18 protein-coding genes are annotated in these 15457 nt (G+C 51.6%); 10 read left to right on the plus strand and 8 right to left on the minus strand.

Annotated features, from left to right (window positions below; genetic code table 11):
• The 4 genes from OGY19_RS14245 to clcB all read left to right on the plus strand — a co-directional run.
• On the plus strand, positions 1-522 hold a 522-nt coding region (locus tag OGY19_RS14245; protein ID WP_286596686.1), incomplete at its 5' end, for a DMSO/selenate family reductase complex B subunit.
• A 1-nt stretch (position 523) separates the two neighbouring features.
• Positions 524-1378, plus strand: coding sequence for a dimethyl sulfoxide reductase anchor subunit family protein (locus OGY19_RS14250; RefSeq protein WP_048211715.1), 855 nt, complete (start codon positions 524-526; stop codon positions 1376-1378).
• A 42-nt stretch (positions 1379-1420) separates the two neighbouring features.
• Positions 1421-2035 (plus strand): Tat proofreading chaperone DmsD, encoded by a 615-nt coding sequence (gene dmsD, locus OGY19_RS14255; RefSeq protein ID WP_115602072.1) that lies wholly within the window; start codon positions 1421-1423, stop codon positions 2033-2035.
• A gap of 120 nt (positions 2036-2155) precedes the next feature.
• Entirely contained in the window at positions 2156-3445 is a 1290-nt protein-coding gene (clcB, locus tag OGY19_RS14260) for a voltage-gated ClC-type chloride channel ClcB (protein WP_115602073.1), read from the plus strand.
• Here clcB and bioD read toward each other — a convergent pair.
• From bioD to ynfL, 3 genes are all read right to left on the minus strand, one after another.
• Complete coding sequence (gene bioD, locus OGY19_RS14265) at positions 3401-4096, minus strand: dethiobiotin synthase (protein ID WP_005121161.1); 696 nt, start codon at positions 4094-4096, stop codon at positions 3401-3403. The two genes, clcB and bioD, sit on opposite strands and share 45 nt — an antisense overlap.
• A 124-nt stretch (positions 4097-4220) precedes the next feature.
• The gene (gene mlc, locus OGY19_RS14270) at positions 4221-5441 is read right to left on the minus strand and encodes a sugar metabolism global transcriptional regulator Mlc (protein WP_115602074.1); all 1221 of its coding nucleotides are present in this window, start codon (positions 5439-5441) and stop codon (positions 4221-4223) included.
• A 128-nt stretch (positions 5442-5569) separates the two neighbouring features.
• A complete protein-coding gene (gene ynfL / locus OGY19_RS14275; RefSeq protein WP_115602075.1) occupies positions 5570-6469 on the minus strand; it encodes a multidrug efflux transcriptional activator YnfL/SxtR(Kp) in 900 nt (299 codons plus the stop codon).
• A gap of 107 nt (positions 6470-6576) precedes the next feature.
• On the opposite strand from ynfL, the gene ynfM reads away from it, so the two are divergent.
• Complete coding sequence (ynfM, locus tag OGY19_RS14280; RefSeq protein WP_048211719.1) at positions 6577-7830, plus strand: multidrug efflux MFS transporter YnfM/SxtP(Kp); 1254 nt, start codon at positions 6577-6579, stop codon at positions 7828-7830.
• 35 nt (positions 7831-7865) lie between these two features.
• Here ynfM and OGY19_RS14285 read toward each other — a convergent pair whose 3' ends face one another.
• On the minus strand, positions 7866-8552 hold the full coding sequence (locus OGY19_RS14285) for a CPBP family intramembrane glutamic endopeptidase (protein WP_115602076.1): 687 nt from the start codon (positions 8550-8552) through the stop codon (positions 7866-7868).
• Between the two features lie 173 nt (positions 8553-8725).
• Between OGY19_RS14285 and OGY19_RS14290 the strand changes: the two genes are divergently transcribed.
• From OGY19_RS14290 to OGY19_RS14300, 4 genes are all read left to right on the plus strand, one after another.
• Positions 8726-10213, plus strand: coding sequence for a carboxypeptidase M32 (locus tag OGY19_RS14290; protein ID WP_286596691.1), 1488 nt, complete (start codon positions 8726-8728; stop codon positions 10211-10213).
• 137 nt (positions 10214-10350) lie between these two features.
• Positions 10351-10791 carry an acid resistance repetitive basic protein Asr gene (gene asr, locus OGY19_RS14295; RefSeq protein WP_048211722.1) on the plus strand — a complete coding sequence of 147 codons (441 nt, stop codon included), beginning with the start codon at positions 10351-10353 and terminating at the stop codon, positions 10789-10791.
• 86 nt (positions 10792-10877) lie between these two features.
• Positions 10878-10961 carry a small membrane protein YdgU gene (gene ydgU, locus OGY19_RS24600; RefSeq protein ID WP_049259791.1) on the plus strand — a complete coding sequence of 28 codons (84 nt, stop codon included), beginning with the start codon at positions 10878-10880 and terminating at the stop codon, positions 10959-10961.
• A gap of 100 nt (positions 10962-11061) precedes the next feature.
• A complete protein-coding gene (locus tag OGY19_RS14300; protein ID WP_048211723.1) occupies positions 11062-11883 on the plus strand; it encodes a trypsin-like serine peptidase in 822 nt (273 codons plus the stop codon).
• Positions 11884-11917: 34 nt separating this feature from the next.
• Here OGY19_RS14300 and mdtI read toward each other — a convergent pair whose 3' ends face one another.
• The 3 genes from mdtI to OGY19_RS24605 form a co-directional block, all read right to left on the minus strand.
• Positions 11918-12247: a multidrug/spermidine efflux SMR transporter subunit MdtI gene (gene mdtI / locus OGY19_RS14305; protein WP_040233868.1), complete on the minus strand. Its 330-nt coding sequence runs from the start codon at positions 12245-12247 to the stop codon at positions 11918-11920.
• Positions 12234-12599 (minus strand): multidrug/spermidine efflux SMR transporter subunit MdtJ, encoded by a 366-nt coding sequence (gene mdtJ / locus OGY19_RS14310; protein ID WP_161958620.1) that lies wholly within the window; start codon positions 12597-12599, stop codon positions 12234-12236. Before mdtJ ends, mdtI begins: the two co-directional genes overlap by 14 nt.
• 107 nt (positions 12600-12706) lie before the next feature.
• Positions 12707-12877: a protein YdgV gene (locus OGY19_RS24605; protein ID WP_086523670.1), complete on the minus strand. Its 171-nt coding sequence runs from the start codon at positions 12875-12877 to the stop codon at positions 12707-12709.
• Positions 12878-13007: 130 nt separating this feature from the next.
• Here OGY19_RS24605 and OGY19_RS14315 point away from each other — a divergent pair, with 130 nt between their 5' ends.
• The gene (locus OGY19_RS14315) at positions 13008-14042 is read left to right on the plus strand and encodes an AI-2E family transporter (protein WP_048211724.1); all 1035 of its coding nucleotides are present in this window, start codon (positions 13008-13010) and stop codon (positions 14040-14042) included.
• A 31-nt stretch (positions 14043-14073) separates the two neighbouring features.
• On the opposite strand, the gene OGY19_RS14320 is transcribed toward OGY19_RS14315, so the two are convergent.
• A complete protein-coding gene (locus OGY19_RS14320) occupies positions 14074-15270 on the minus strand; it encodes a multidrug effflux MFS transporter (protein WP_115602078.1) in 1197 nt (398 codons plus the stop codon).
• Positions 15271-15457: the final 187 nt, after the last annotated feature.

Below are 15457 nucleotides of genomic sequence, written 5' to 3' on the forward strand. Positions count from 1 at the left end.
GACGTCAGTTTCCGCCGTATTTACGAATACGCCGGCGGTGACTGGCAGGAAGATAACGGTGTCTGGCACCAGAACGTTTTCGCCTACTACCTCTCCATTGCGTGCAACCACTGTGAAGACCCGGCCTGTACCAAGGTGTGTCCAAGCGGCGCGATGCACAAACGTGAAGATGGTTTTGTGGTCGTGGATGAAGATGTGTGCATTGGCTGTCGCTATTGCCACATGGCCTGCCCGTATGGCGCGCCGCAATACAATGCCGCCAAAGGACACATGACCAAGTGCGATGGCTGTCATGAACGCGTTGCTGAGGGTAAGAAACCCATCTGTGTCGAATCCTGCCCGCTGCGTGCGCTGGACTTCGGCCCGATAGAGGAACTGCGTAAAAAACACGGCACCCTGGCCGCGGTAGCGCCGCTCCCTGGTGCGCACTTTACCAAACCGAGCATCGTCATCAAACCAAATGCCAATAGCCGCCCGACCGGGGATACCACGGGTTATCTGGCTAATCCGAAGGAGGTCTAAAATGGGAAGTGGATGGCATGAATGGCCGCTGGTACTGTTCACGGTTCTGGGCCAATGCGTGGCAGGCGCGCTAATCGTCAGTGGGCTGGGTTGGGTTGCCGCCAAAGACGATGTTGTAAGGCAGCGCATTGTTCGCAGTATGTTTTTTCTTTGGCTGGTAATGGGAATCGCATTCCTGGCCTCGGTTATGCATTTGGGGTCTCCGTTACGCGCATTTAACTCACTGAACAGAGTCGGTGAATCAGCGCTAAGTAATGAAATCGCCAGCGGTTCGCTGTTTTTTGCCGTCGGTGGTTTATGGTGGCTGGTCGCTTTTCTCGGTAAAATGCCTGCTGCATTAGGTAAAATATGGCTGCTGGTAAGCATGTTGCTGGGCGTGGTGTTTGTCTGGGCGATGACCAACGTTTACCAGATAGATACCGTACCGACCTGGTATAATGGTTACACTACGGTGGCCTTTTTCATGACCATGCTTCTGAGCGGGCCACTCTTTGCCGCCCTGCTGTTGCGTGCTGCTGGTGTTCCTTTTAATGCCAACGTGTTCGCGGGAATAAGCGTGCTGGCGTTACTGGTGAGTGCAGGTGTGATTGTCCTGCAGGGACTTTCCCTCGGCACAATCCACAGTTCGGTGCAATTCGCCAATGCGCTGGTACCTGACTACGGCCGCTTACAGGTGTGGCGCATCGTCTTGCTGGCCGCAGGTCTTGGGTGCTGGATATGCCCGCTTATCCGCCGTAAAAACCCGCATGCCGCTGGGCTGGCGTTAGGTTTAATTTTAGTCCTGGCCGGTGAAATCATTGGTCGTGGTTTGTTTTATGGTTTGCATATGACAGTCGGAATGGCTGTTGCAGGTTAACTCTCGGGTGCGGGGCAACCCGCACTGTTCAGGATTGTTTGCATGACCCATTTTTCACAATGTGACAACTTTTCAACCGCAGCGCGCGTTCTGGGCGCGTTGTTCTTCTATGCGCCAGATAGCGCTGAAGCATCTGCGATGGTCAGTGCGTTAAAAGCTGATGGCTGGCAAGCACAGTGGCCGCTGCCGGAAGCTGCGCTGTCGCCACTGGCTGCACAAATGCAGACAGATAGCGATGAAACGCTCCCACAAGCCTGGCAACGTTTGTTTATCGGCCCCTACGCTTTGCCATCCCCGCCCTGGGGTTCGGTCTGGCTGGATCGCGAAAACGTGTTGTTTGGTGATTCCACGCTGGCATTACGTCAATGGATGCGCGACAACGGCATTCAGTTTGCGCTGCAACAGAATGAGCCAGAAGATCACTTTGGTTCGCTGTTACTGCTAACCGCCTGGCTTGCCGAAAATGGCCGCCACACCGAATGTGAGCAATTGCTGGCCTGGCATCTACTGCCGTGGTCGGCTCGCTTTCTCGATGTTTTTATCGAGAAGGCGGACCATCCGTTCTACCAGGGGTTGGGTAAACTGGCACGCCTGACGCTGGCACAATGGCAGTCGCAGTTATTAGTTCCGGTGGCAGATAAACCATTGTTTCGTTAATGTCACCCACGGGCAGGACAGTTCCTGCCCATTTCCCGCTAAGTTTCGCACGCTGAGCTTTTGCTTCTGCGGCTAATTACCCGCAAAATAAGCCGTCTGAATATTCCTGTCTGGCAACCCATGCATCGTTTACATGCTTATCCTGACCTACGCACTCTGTTTCGGCGTCTGCTGATCGCCGCGATGATTGGTATCCTTGCAGCCCTGGCCGTTGCAGGATTTCGTCATGCGATGCAATTGCTTGAATGGCTGTTCCTGAGTAACGATACGGGAAGTCTGGTCAATGCCGCGACAAATCTGCCGCCGTTCAGACGCATGCTGACACCTGCGCTCGGTGGTCTGGCGGCAGGACTCTTGCTCTGGGGCTGGCAAAAATTTAATCGTTTACGCCCACAGGCCCCCACAGATTATATGGAAGCCCTGCAGACTGACGGGCAGTTCGACGTCAGCGCAAGTCTGGTGAAATCACTGGCCTCTTTGGTCGTCGTGGCGAGCGGTAGCGCCATTGGTCGTGAAGGAGCAATGATTTTATTGGCCGCATTGGCGGCCTCATGCTTCGCACAACGCTTCACACCGCGTTCGGAATGGAAATTATGGATTGCCTGCGGGGCTGCTGCTGGTATGGCCGGTGCGTATCACGCTCCGTTGGCGGGTAGCTTATTTATTGCCGAAGTGCTGTTTGGCACGTTGATCCTCGCCTCATTAGGGCCGGTGGTTGTCTCCGCCGTCGTCGCATTGTTAACCACCAATGCGCTTAGCAACAGCAACGCGCTACTGTATACCGTTCATCTGACACGTGAACTGCATGTGCTGGAATATGTGATGATTATCAGCACGGGTCTGTTAGCCGGTCTCTGCGGACCTCTTTTTATGTGGCTTATGACCACCAGCCACAACGGCTTTTTGCGCTTAAAACTCGCACCACCAGGCCAGTTAGCCCTGGGCGGGTTGATCGTTGGCCTGTTGTCGCTACTCACACCTGCGGTCTGGGGCAACGGCTACAGCGTGGTACAGTCGTATTTACTCTCTCCGCCTTTGCTCGCCGTCATCAGCGGAATTTTCATTTGCAAATTGCTGGCCGTACTCGCCAGTAGCGGTTCAGGAGCCCCCGGCGGCGTGTTTACACCAACGTTGTTCGTCGGTTTGTCGATCGGTATGTTACTGGGTCGGGTATGGGGGTTCTGGCTTCCGGGGGCGGATGAAATAGCGGTACTGTTGGGCTTAACAGGAATGGCCACACTGCTGGCGGCGACGACCCATGCCCCCATTATGTCGACATTGATGGTCTGTGAAATGACCGGGGAGTATCGACTGCTCCCCGGCCTGTTGATGGCTTGCGTCGTGTCGTCAGTGCTGTCGCGAACGTTACGCCATGACTCTATCTACAGACAACACGCTGCCGAGCATTGATAGACGAATATACTGAGAAAGCTCGCGCTGCTCGGCACGTGGCAAATAAGGCAATTCACCCATCAACGGTGCCGGTAATTTTTTGCTTAGCACGTCGATGATTTCGGCATAATGCGCCAATCCGGGGTTAATACGGTTCGCTACCCAGCCAATCAACGGCAGCCCGTCACTGGCAATCGCCTGGGCGGTGAGAATGGCATGGTTAATACAGCCTTCCTGAATGCCCACCACCATCAGAACCGGGAGTTGCTCCTGTACTACCCACTCCGATAACGGACGCAGATCGTTCATCAGACTACGCCAGCCACCTGTACCTTCAACAACAACGTGATCAACCTTCTCACTCAGGCTTGCAAGTCCATTGGATAACAGGGTGTAGTTAACCGGACCACTATGCGCCACGCTGCTTTCGTCTTCGCTCAGCGCGATAGGGTTAATCGCCTCGTACGGCAGTTCGATGGATGACACACTTTGCAGCACCAGTGCATCTTTATTGCGCATACCCTCCGGGGTCTCTTTGCTGCCTTTGGCGACGGGTTTGTAACCCGCCACACGTTTACCCCCTGACGCCAACGCTTGTAGTAATGCGCGGGAAACCACGGTCTTCCCAACAGAAGTGTCTGTACCTGTAATAAAGAAACGCTTCAGCATCACTAACTCCACCGTATGCTCTGAAAATATAAGTCAGGAAAATAAAACAGTGGAGAAAGTCTAAAGTATGACGGCCAGAACCAGCTTGAGATAGCGCAATTTTTCGTACAACAGTTAAAAAATGTTAACCCTGTAATAGACGAATCAACAAAGAACCGTTATACATCGCGTCTTTAACGAGAGCGGCCCCCGCCATCGTCCCCTGATTAGAAAATTGCGTACTTTCGACAACAATGTGCTGGCTGTAGGCCGGAAGCGCCTGTTGACGAATGCTGTCAGCAATCGTCGGGAACAAAATGTCAGCAGCTTTACTGAGTGGAGATCCTATCAATATCTTTTGCGGGTTGAACAAATTCACCATGATGGCCAGGATACGACCGACATGTGTCCCAACGCCGTTAATAATATCTTTCGCCAATAAATCGCCCTGCATGGCCGCCTGACACAGTGCGTCTACCGTCAACGGTTGTCCGTGCAGAGAGGAGCTCATTGACTGCTTCAGTCGCACCTGCGCCAGTTCCAGCACGCTGTCGACGCTGGCGATCGTTTCCAGACACCCATGATTACCGCAGTAGCACCGTTTGCCGTAAGGGTCCACCTGCGTATGACCTATTTCGACCAGGCTGCTGCTGCCTGCATGCAGTAAATGACCATCAGTGATCACCCCTGCACCCACGTTGTGATCGATGACTACCTGAATAACATCACGCGCCCCGCGTGATGCACCAAACAGCGCCTCGGCCATGGTCCATGCGCTGATATCGTGCTGAATGTATACCGGCACGCCGGTATGCCGCTCCAGCGTTTCGCCGAGCGGCATCTCTTTGACGTCATCATAGAACGGCATACGATGTACGATACCGTTCTCTGTATCAATAATGCCGGGTAAGGTAATCGCGATGGAAGTTAGGCGTTCGAGTTTTTGCTGGTGACGAATAAAAAACTGATCGACTTGCGCAACAACCCGTTCCAGTAACGATATCTCGCTGACCAGCGCCATTTCAAGACAATCCTCGACCACCAGTTTGCTGCTCAGATCGCGCAGCGCCAGGAAAATCTCGCCACGACTAATACGAATAGAAAGGTAATGCCAGGCTTCTGTTTCGACAACCAGCCCAACCGCCGGACGTCCGCGGTTACCGGCTTCTTTTATTTCCAGCTCCTGCACCAAATGCGCTTCCAGCATTTCTCGGACAATTTTGGTAATACTGGCAGGCGCCAATTGTGCCAGGCGAGAGAGATCAATACGCGATACCGGTCCCAGCTGATCAATCAGACGATAAACCGCGCCCGCATTGGTCTGCTTAATTTGATCGATATGCCCAGGCTGACTATCAGCAACCACCACTTACTCCCTTTATTTTCGCGCTCCGAAATAATCTGTAGACTATGGTGAAGCACTTCAATGGTTTCCGTCAACTTTTTGCTTAGCCTTGTGATTTACTGCACATTTTCTACCATTTTTAAACTAAATTAACCGCGCTGCGCTGCGGCTAAAAGCTGCTGGCGAAAACGCTGCGCTGCGTGGCTTTGTTCATGATGCTTCGGCCACACCAACCACATTTCGGAGACCGCATCGTCTTCGGCAATAGGGATCCAACACATTTCATACAATTGCACCCGTTTAAAAGAGGCGGGCAAAATGGAAACCCCCAACCCTGCGGCCACCAGTCCAATGATGGTCATCGCCTCACCGACCTCCTGGGCGATGGTTGGTTTCAGATCATAACGGCGCATCAGGCCGAGAATATCGTCATACAACCCCGTTCCAACATGCGGATCAAAAAAGACAAACGGTTCGTTTGCCAGCTCCGCCAGCGTCACCACCGGCTTTTGCGCCAGAGGATGTGCGCGTGGGATCATCGCCATCAGCGGCTCATGCAAAATGACCTCCCGCGCCAGCGTGTCCGGTAGTTGCGTATTGCGCAGGAGCCCTAAATCCAGTGTTCCCTCGTTGAGCGGGGCAATTTGCTCGCGCGTATTCATTTCACGGGTTTGCATATGCACCGCAGGATAGCATTGGCGAAAAAGAGACAGCGTATCGGACACGGCCTTAATAAACGGAGCTGATGACGTAAAACCGATGCGAAGTTCTCCAGACTCCCCCAGGTGTAATCGCTCAGCACGGGCGGCAGCCTCATTTACCAGACCCAGGATTTGCCGACTGTCCGCCAGAAACTGTTTTCCGGCAGCGGTAAGCGCCACGCTGCGGTTAGTCCGCGCCAGTAGCCGTGCACCCACCTGCTGCTCAAGAATCTGGATCTGCTGACTCAACGGAGGTTGCGAAATACTCAGTCGTGCCGCTGCACGACCAAAATGCAGCTCTTCCGCAACTGCCACAAAGTAACGTAAATGACGCAGTTCGATATTCATATCTTTAAAATATTATTTGAGATTATTAATATATTAGACAGAATATTGTGATTTTCATACTCTTAAGGCTGGTCCTGTAGACGTAATTGGATGAGCAAGGATTTCAAGTGAGCCGTACAACAACTGTCGATACCGCGCCAACAAGCGATGTTGATGAACAGATAGTTACCCCGCCGGATGGTTTTATCAAACGCGGAACATCCCCATTTATGCGCGTCACGCTGGCGCTGTTTTCCGCCGGACTGGCGACTTTTGCCCTCCTCTATTGCGTACAACCCATACTGCCTGTGCTTTCGCACGAGTTTGGCGTATCGCCTGCCAGCAGTAGTATTTCGCTCTCCATTTCAACAGCGATGCTGGCGATAGGGTTACTGTTTACCGGCCCACTTTCAGATGCTATTGGCCGCAAGCCGGTGATGGTTACCGCGCTGCTGCTCGCCTCTTGTTGTACGCTCCTTTCAACAATGATGACCAGTTGGCACGGTATTTTAATCATGCGTGCGCTGATCGGACTGTCACTGAGCGGCGTGGCGGCCGTGGGAATGACCTATTTGAGTGAGGAAATTCACCCAAGTTTTGTTGCATTTTCAATGGGCTTATACATCAGCGGAAACTCGATTGGTGGTATGAGTGGTCGTTTGATTAGCGGCGTGTTTACTGACTTTTTTAACTGGCGAATCGCGCTGGCGGCTATTGGCTGCTTTGCCCTCGCCTCCGCGCTAATGTTCTGGAAGATCTTACCGGAATCACGGCACTTCAGACCGACATCGTTACGGCCTAAAACGTTATTTATCAACTTCCGTTTGCACTGGCGTGACAGAGGACTTCCACTGTTGTTCGCAGAAGGGTTCTTGCTGATGGGGTCGTTTGTCACACTGTTTAACTACATCGGCTACCGTCTGATGCTGTCGCCCTGGGCGCTGAGCCAGGCTGTCGTCGGTTTGTTGTCTGTGGCTTATCTTACCGGCACCTGGAGCTCACCAAAAGCCGGTTCCATGACCACCCGTTATGGGCGCGGCCCGGTAATGTTGTTCTCGACGGGCGTGATGTTGTTCGGGCTAATAATGACTCTGTTTACCTCGTTATGGCTGATTTTTGCCGGTATGTTGCTCTTTTCAGCCGGCTTTTTTGCGGCGCATTCCGTGGCAAGTAGTTGGATCGGGCCGCGAGCCAAACGCGCTAAAGGCCAGGCCTCTTCACTGTACCTGTTCAGCTATTACCTGGGCTCAAGCATTGCCGGTACACTAGGGGGTGTTTTCTGGCATAGCTATGGCTGGAACGGCGTGGGCGGGTTTATCGCACTGATGCTGGTGCTGGCGCTATTGGTTGGTGCCCGATTGCACCACCGTCTGCACGCATAATCAATGATGCCCGAAAACCGGGCATCATAAACGTCTCACGATAACATAAACGTCTGGGCGCTAATCTGCAGAGCAATTACCGTACCGTTCATCAAAATATGTAGCAAAATCGGCATCAGTAAACCGTTACTTTTCAGCCTCGCCAGGATCAAAACCTGGGACACAATAAACAACATCAATAACGTTCTCAGATCCACATACTGTGTATGCATCACGGCGAAAATAGCCGACACCACCACTGACGACAATCTTGTTTTATTATTGAACCAGTACTGAAAGGCATTGAACAGGCAGCCCCTGAAGATGATTTCTTCATACACGGGTGCAATAAATATCAGCGTTACACTGGATAACCAAAGCGCGTAGCTGTTCAGTGAGACCTGGCTTGTCACCCATTCTTCGGTCTTTCTGATCCCCAATACCCAGGGCAGGACCAGCTGCACAATCAGCAGCGCAACAAACAATATGGCAAACCACCTGGCGTTGAATGTTCCTTTGCCGAGACCGTCTCTTTTTCTAAAGAAAACGTAATACAACGGCACCAGGACGACGAATTCCAGTGTAAACAGCAGCGGGAAAAGTAATCCTTTGGCGAGCAAGTCGTGACTGGCAGGGAAAAATAATGGGGAAAATGTGAGGCCGAACATCAACAAAAACATAGAGAAACAGCCAGCCACCGCTTTTGTCCTTGCGATATATTCGTTACTGACTTCCTGTTGCACACCTGCTCCTTGGATAAAATGAAATGTTCTCGTTATCTGAACAACACACAACCATGATAAAAAGTATCATTATCATTGACAAGCTACCAAAATTCCCATGCCTATGATGAATGGGTTAATTTGCGAAATCGCGTTAGACTCTGAAATCTGGTCCAACAGAACGAGAACAAAAAATGAGTAACAGCGATAATTACCATCAACTCACCCGTACGTTCCAGCGCCTCTCTCGCTTCTCCCACCTCTCGGCAATAGCCAGTTGGGACATGTTTACCATGATGCCGCCTGGCGGTAGCAAAGCCCGGGGTGAAGCGCTGGCTGAACTGAGCGTGCTTGAACATCAACTGTTAACCGGTGCCAATGTGGCAAAGTGGATCGCCGCCGCGCAGCAGGAAGACCTGAACGATGTCGAGCAGGCCAATCTGCGCGAAATGTCACGGCTACATCATCAAGCGTCCTTACTACCCGAATCACTGGTAGAAGCGAAATCACTGGCGGGCAGTCGTTGCGAACATGCCTGGCGCAGCCAACGCCCGGCCAATGACTGGGAAGGGTTTGCTGAAAACCTGAAAGAGGTGGTTAAGTACAGCCGCGAAGAAGCCCGACTGCGTGCAGAAGCGAAAGGATGTTCGCCCTACGACGCATTACTGGATGTCTTTGAACCAGAGATGACCAGCGCCCGGCTGGATATTCTCTTTGCCGACATCAAGAGCTGGCTACCCGAATTGCTCAATAAGGTAGTGGCAAAACAATCACAACAATCGCTTATCGCCCCCACTGGTCCCTTCCCGACTGCAGTTCAGCGTGAGCTGGGCCTTGAAACCATGGCGCAGTTAGGTTTTGATTTTACCGCGGGACGCCTGGACATCAGTGCACATCCGTTCTGCGGCGGCGTACCGCAAGATGTTCGGATTACCACCCGCTACGATGAAAACGAACTGCTCAGCGCGTTATTTGGCGTCATTCATGAGACAGGTCATGCGCGTTATGAGCAAAATCTACCTCAGAACTGGTCAGGACAACCTATTGCCCTGGCACGATCAACCGCTATCCATGAATCTCAGAGCCTGTTCTTTGAAATGCAATTAGGCCGCAGCCCGTCGTTTCTGAAACGGTTAATTCCCGCAGTAACCCGACATTTTGGCAATCAACCCGCCTTTGAGGAAAGCAATTTCATCGCCTGGAACCAGCAGGTCAAACCGGGCTATATCCGCGTTGACGCTGACGAGGTTAGCTATCCTGCTCACGTGATCCTGCGTTATGAAATCGAGCGCGCGTTGATTAACGGCGACATTGAGGTCGATGACATTCCTGCCTTGTGGAATGAAAAAATGCAGGCCTGGTTAGGGCTCTCTACGATCGGGAACTACCGTAACGGCTGTATGCAGGATATCCACTGGACCGATGGCGGTTTTGGCTACTTCCCTTCGTACACATTGGGGGCGATGTATGCAGCCCAGCTTTTCAGTGCAGCTAACCGTGCCTTGCCAGGCTTAAACCACTCCATTGCGCAAGGAGATTTTAGCGCCTTGTTTGACTGGTTGCGCCAGAATATCTGGCAACATGGCAGTCGTTTCACGACCGAGCAGCTCATTACCCAGGCAACCGGAGAGCCGCTGAGCAGCCGCTATTTCCGCGCCCATCTGGAAGCCCGCTATCTGTAATCGTAAACCGTGAGTCATTGTACAAACGGTTACACGTCGAAACCAATGACTCACGGAAGCCCAGAGATTACAGCGATATAGTTATTTCAACGGCCCCGCAGTGGGGTTGAATGAAAAACCAAATCGAGGGTATGAGAATGAAAAAAGTATTAGCTCTGGTTGTTGCCGCTGCTATGGGTCTGTCTTCCGCTGCATTTGCTGCTGAAACAACTGCTACTACCGCTCCGACTGCTGCTGCGACCACGAAAGCCGCACCGGCAAAAACCACTCATCATAAAAAACAGCACAAAGCAGCTCCGCAGAAAGCGCAGGCTGCCAAAAAGCACGCTAAAAAATCCGCAGCTAAACCGGCTGTAGAACAGAAAGCTCAGGCTGCGAAGAAACACACCAAAAAAGCAGCAACCAAGCCAGCTGCAGAGCAGAAAGCTCAGGCAGCCAAAAAACACACCAAAAAAGCAGCAACTAAACCAGCTGCAACCAAACCAGCCGCAGAGCAGAAAGCTCAGGCCGCTAAAAAACACACCAAAAAAGCAGTAAAACACGAAACCGCTAAACCAGCTGCTCAGCCGGCTGCATAAAACATCTGTAGTAACCATGGCATCCCCCATGCCATAGCATACGGCGCTAAATCAGTCTGATTTAGCGCCGCCTTTCGGAGGGTAAAATGGTGTCACATTACCGCTTTGAGTTCATTCTTATTACCCTGATAATTTGCGCTCTTATCGCCATGCATTTTTATCTTTCCTGAGTGTAGTTATCTGATTTTACTCCCACTTTCCCGCCGTCCCGTCTATAGTATTAACTGAGGGTTTGCTGTTAATAATCATAATTCCCCACCAGAGTGTGATATGCATAAAACCATTGCGGTATTACTGGGTTCAATTTGTCTATTTCCTGTCGTTGCACATGCGGAGCAGCCTGCAACGACCATTGCTGAAGCCGATAACATAAAAACGCTGTTTTTTGGTCATGATGATCGTGTGAGGGTGACTGACCCTACACAATCACCGTGGGACGCTATCGGGCAACTGGAAACCGCCAGCGGTAACCTGTGTACGGCTACGCTCATTTCACCTCACCTGGCCCTGACCGCCGGGCACTGCTTACTCACCCCACCAAAAGGCAAGCCGGATAAAGCCGTCGCGCTACGTTTTGTGTCGAAAAAGGGTATCTGGCGCTATGAAATCCACGGCATTGAAGGACGGGTTGATCCCTCTCTCGGCAAGCGTTTAAAAGCAGATGGTGACGGCTGGATTGTCCCACCTTCTGCAGCTCCGTGGGATTTTGGTCTGGTAGTGTTACGTTATCCCCCCTCCGGGATCACGCCGCTACCGTTATTTGACGGTGATAAAGCCGCGTTAACCGCTGCGCTAAAAGCTGCTGACCGTAAAGTGACTCAATCGGGGTACCCGGAAGATCACCTGGATGACCTGTACACGCATCAGGATTGCGTGGTAACTGGCTGGGCGCAAAATACAGTCTTGTCGCATCAGTGCGATACGCTCCCTGGCGACAGCGGCTCCCCATTGATGTTAAAGACAGATTCAGGCTGGCAATTGATTGGTGTGCAAAGCTCCGCTCCAGCAGCAAAAGATCGCTGGCGGGCAGATAATCGCGCCATTTCTGTGACGGGTTTTCGCGATAAACTCGAAGCACTGGCGAAGGGATGACGCATGCTGCCCACGTTTGCGGGCAGCACGTAGATTAGGCAAGTTTGATCATTATCATTCCGGCCAGCAGCAAGGCGACGCCAATCCAGCCTTTGTTATTCAGGCGCTGACCAAAAAGCACCCATCCTGCGGCCAACGTTGCGGCGATCCCGAATCCTCCCCACAGCGCGTAGGCGACAGAAAGGTCGATCCCTTTTACCGCCTGGGACAGCGCACTAAAGGCCGCTAACACCGCCACCAGCGACAACACGCCATAAGCCTTACGGCGGAAACCATCGGAAAATTTTAAGAAGACGTTAGCAACGATTTCAAGAACGATGGCCATTCCAAGCCACGCGCCGTGAACCCACTCAAACTGCTGCATGGGTCACCTCCCTCCTCGCTTTTGCCGGCTTGCGGGTACCCGATTTGATCAACACAATGCCTAACACCAGCGAGACCAGTCCAGCAACTTTCATCGTGGTCAAGGTTTCGTCGAATAACAACACGCTAAACAGCGTAATAAATAAAATTCCGATACCTTCCCATAAGGCATAGGCCACACCAAGGGCGATTTTTTTAACGGCAAAACTGAGAAAAATATACGATAAGGCGATCATTACCAGCATTAAAATAAAGCCCGCATTACCATGGCCTACGCTGGCCCATTTCATTGACAGCGTACCGGTAATTTCAGCCGCAATGGCCAGACCTAATAATATCCAGTAAAACATGATGCTTCTCCTGCTTGAGAATATAGTCCTTTGGGCCTACTGCATGCAGTAAACCAAAAAATAGAATCAGATAGCTCAGCGCATAACGCCAGCTCAGGCAGAAGAAGGGACTAAAGCGCGTTGCGCCAGTGTTGCTCACCCGCAAGCAAGAAAGTGGAGGAGGTACGAAGAAGTGTAGGTAAACGCAAAAACATCCTGAACGTATTGTCCATAATATTACAATTATCCGCAGTGTTGCTTCTCATCATCGCGGATGATAATTGTCCTCGGTAGTTAAACACAGGTGATTTGTATCATAGGTTCAATGCGAACTCAAAATCTTTTCACTTCTTTACCCGACTCGTTTGATTTTTGTTATAACGGCTCGAGGCAGATCACATTATTATATTGATAAAAAACTCAGGGATTCACATGGCAAAACCGATCATCACGCTTAACGGCCTAAAAATAGTTATTATGCTCGGCATGTTGGTTATCATTTTAACCGGTATCCGATTTGCCGCCGATATCATCGTACCGTTTATTCTGGCGTTATTTATCGCCGTCGTGCTTAATCCCGTAGTACAGCGCATGGTTAAGCTCCGCATACCGCGTGTATTTGCCGTGTCATTGCTGGTTGTTATTATTGTCATGCTAATGGTGCTGCTTCTGGCTTATTTAGGTACATCCTTAAATGAGCTGGCACGGACATTGCCGCAGTATCGTTCGTCATTGGTTATCCCACTGAAAAATATCGAACCGTGGCTACAACGTGCGGGGATCGGCGTTTCCGTAGACGAGTTGGTGAAATATGTCGATCCGAACGCTGCGATGACGCTGGTCACCAATTTATTGACGCAACTCTCTAATGCGATGTCCTCGATATTTCTACTGTTGCTGACCGTGGTTTTTATGCTGCTGGAAGTACCGCAACTCCCCGGAAAACTCAAACAAATGATGAGCCGCCCTCTTGAGGGAATGGCCGCGATCCAACGCGCTATCGACAGTGTCTCACACTATCTGGTACTAAAAACCGCCATCAGCATCGTCACCGGCCTGGTCGCCTGGGGCATGCTTGCCGCACTGGATGTCCGCTTCGCGTTTGTCTGGGGACTACTGGCCTTTGCCCTGAATTATATTCCTAACATCGGTTCGGTATTGGCAGCGATTCCCCCTATTGCTCAGGTGCTGGTATTCAGCGGTTTTTACGACGCGTTGCTCGTGCTGGCAGGTTATCTGGTGATTAACCTGGTATTCGGCAATATCCTCGAACCCCGCATCATGGGGCGTGGGCTAGGACTTTCTACGCTGGTGGTATTCCTGTCGCTGATTTTTTGGGGCTGGCTGCTCGGTCCCGTTGGGATGCTGCTTTCAGTACCGCTGACCATCATTGTAAAGATTGCCCTTGAGCAAACAAATGGTGGTCAAAGCATTGCCGTCCTGCTGAGCGATCTTAACAAAGAATAAGCGTATGCCCCGCTATCGCGGAGCTGTTCAACTACTGTTTGTCTCGGAACACCAGTGCGGCGCTCATCAGTGTGAATAGCGCAATAATCCAGGCCATGGTCCAGGGGGTGCCGTCACTCAATCTCGCCAGCAGTAACGATGAGATGATGCCACTGCCATACTGTAATGAACCAATCAGCGCCGAAGCTGACCCGGCGATATTGGGGGCCGCATCCAGCGCGGCGGCCGTCGACGTTGCTGCAATGATCCCATTCATCGAAAATAGCAGAAACACAGTGATGATAATGGCAATAACCCCCCCTATTTCCAGCTGAACCAGCAGTGCCAATGCAACAGCAGCCAGTGCCGCCAACATTGTCGCGTACTTAAGCAACTGTTCTAACGCGTGCCGTTGCACCAGCCGGCGGTTGACCGCACTCATCGCCATAACGCCGACAATATTTAACGCAAATAACCAGCCATAATGCTGCGGATCGACATGGTAATAGCGAATGTAAACAAATGGCGAACCGGTAATAAACGCATACGCACCCACGTAATAAAAGGTCAGACTCAGGGTGTAGCGCATAAATCGACCATTGGTTAATAGCGCGCGGTAATGCCGGAATGCGCCTGCCAGTGAGGCTTTTACGCGTCTTTCTTCAGGGAGTGTTTCCGGTAACCACAGCAACGAGATAAACATCAGCACGCCAATGGCCACCAGTAACCAAAAAATAGAGTGCCAGGTGCTCAGTCGAATAATTTGCCCGCCAATCAATGGCCCTGCGATGGGGGCAATCGCCATAACCAGTACCAGGGTTGACAACATTTGCGCCGCACGAGTACGAGCAAAGAGATCACGAATCATGGCACGCGCCAGCATCGGTCCGGTACAGGCCCCCAGCGCCTGAAAGACCCGCCAGAAAACAATTTGCGTGATATCCGTGGACAGCGCACACCCCGCAGAACCGATGATAAACAGCACCATGCCGATGAACAACGGTGTACGTCTGCCCAGATGATCGCTGATCGGTCCCCAGATCAGCTGCGCAATAGCAAACCCCACCAAAAAACCGGTAACAGTAAGCTCCACATTGCCATTTAAATCCCCCGCCATGGTCGGCATCGCCGGGAGGTAGATATCGGTTGAAAGTGAAGTAAAGGCCATCAGGCCGCTGAGGATGAGAATAAAAGAGAGACCGGTCTGGCTTGCAGTAGCAGCCGGCAAGCACTGTTCACGTGTACGCATAGCGTCCTGTTATCTTAGGAAAAGTCAGGTGGCAGTATATACGGGGTGAATGACAGTGATTAGATAGCCGAAGAAGCATAAGTTTATGAACGCCAATCATGAGTAACGCCCTCTCCCCGCTAACACATGCGACAACCTTCGCATTTTAGCCTGCTAAAAATGAATTTAGCTCATAGGTCTATGCTGA

This window comes from Citrobacter sp. Cy070, assembly GCF_030332245.1.
Classification (GTDB): domain Bacteria; phylum Pseudomonadota; class Gammaproteobacteria; order Enterobacterales; family Enterobacteriaceae; genus Citrobacter; species Citrobacter youngae.